The following is a 1,252-nucleotide window of genomic DNA, read 5'->3' as shown; positions in this document are numbered from 1 at the left end:
TTTTTTATGCGTCTGGCTCGGGCACTGGAACTGACCCACAACTTCGTCTCGACTCCCAATTCCCTCGAGGGATTGGACTCGTTGCTTGATCCATCGCTGGTCGAACAGGCCTTGGAACAAGCCGGTGTCGCTACCTTGCGCAAGCGGCGCTTACCCTTGGAAATGATGCTTTGGTGCGTCATCTCCATGGCGTTTTTCCGGCGCATGTCGGCGTGGGATGTGGTCAGTCGCATGAACATCATGCTGCCCGGGCAACGCCCGCTGGTCGCGCCCAGCGCCGTAGTCCAGGCCCGTCAGCGATTGGGCAGCGAGGCGGTACGACAGGTCTTCGATCTGACGCAGAAAAGCTGGCATGAAGCGGCCGGCCATCCGACCTGGGCCGGGTTGCGTTTGCTGGGGGTCGACGGCGTCGTCTGGCGAACGCCCGATACACCCGAAAACCGTGCACGTTACGACTCCGCCAGCAACCAGCATGGCGATACCGGTTTTCCTCAGGTACGCATGGTCTGCCAAATGGAGCTGACCAGCCATTTGCTGATCGGCAGCGCTTTTGACGGCTATCGCAGCAACGAAATGAAACTGGCGGAACAACTGATCGAAAACACGCCCGATCACTCGTTGACGCTGTTCGATCGTGGCTTTTACTCCTTGGGCTTGCTGCATCAGTGGCAGCAAGCAGGCACCGAGCGGCATTGGCTGATGCCACTGAAAAAAGGCGCGCAGTACGAAGTGGTTCAGCGTTTGGGGCGCCAGGATGCTGTTGTCTTGTTAAGCACTTCGCCGCAAGCCCGCAAACAATGGCCGGGGCTACCCGAGCGCCTGACCGCGCGACTCCTGAGCAAAACCGTCAAGGGCAAGGTTTGTCAGATTCTGACGTCAATGGCCGACCCGCTGCGCTTCCCGCCCGACGAAATTGTCGACCTGTACAGCCAGCGATGGGAGATCGAATTAGGGTTTCGAGAGATGAAACAGACTCTGCTCAACAGTAGCTATACGCTGCGTAGCAAGACACCCGAGATGATCGAGCAGGAACTGTGGGGTGTGTTGCTGGGCTACAACTTGTTGCGCTATCAGATGGTGGAAATGAGTCGTCACTGTCCAGGTATTTACCCGTGTGAAATGAGCTTTAGCGCGTGTACCTGGGCGATTTTAGGGTTTATCAACAGTGTCTCGGCAGACCGCTCCGGGAACATCCCCAAGTACCTGGCCGAGCTTCATGCCTCAGCCCCGCACTATGTCCTGCCTCATCGGC

Annotated in this window: 1 protein-coding gene; it reads left to right on the top strand. The window is 57.8% G+C overall.

Annotation, left to right across the window (positions count from 1 at the left end):
- On the top strand, positions 1-1,252 hold a 1,252-nt coding region (locus tag KGA96_RS29610; protein ID WP_223516095.1), incomplete at both ends, for an IS4 family transposase.

It is taken from the genome of Pseudomonas sp. GL-R-26 (assembly GCF_019947365.1).
Taxonomy (GTDB): domain Bacteria; phylum Pseudomonadota; class Gammaproteobacteria; order Pseudomonadales; family Pseudomonadaceae; genus Aquipseudomonas.
This window is presented reverse-complemented; position numbering and strand designations above follow the sequence as displayed.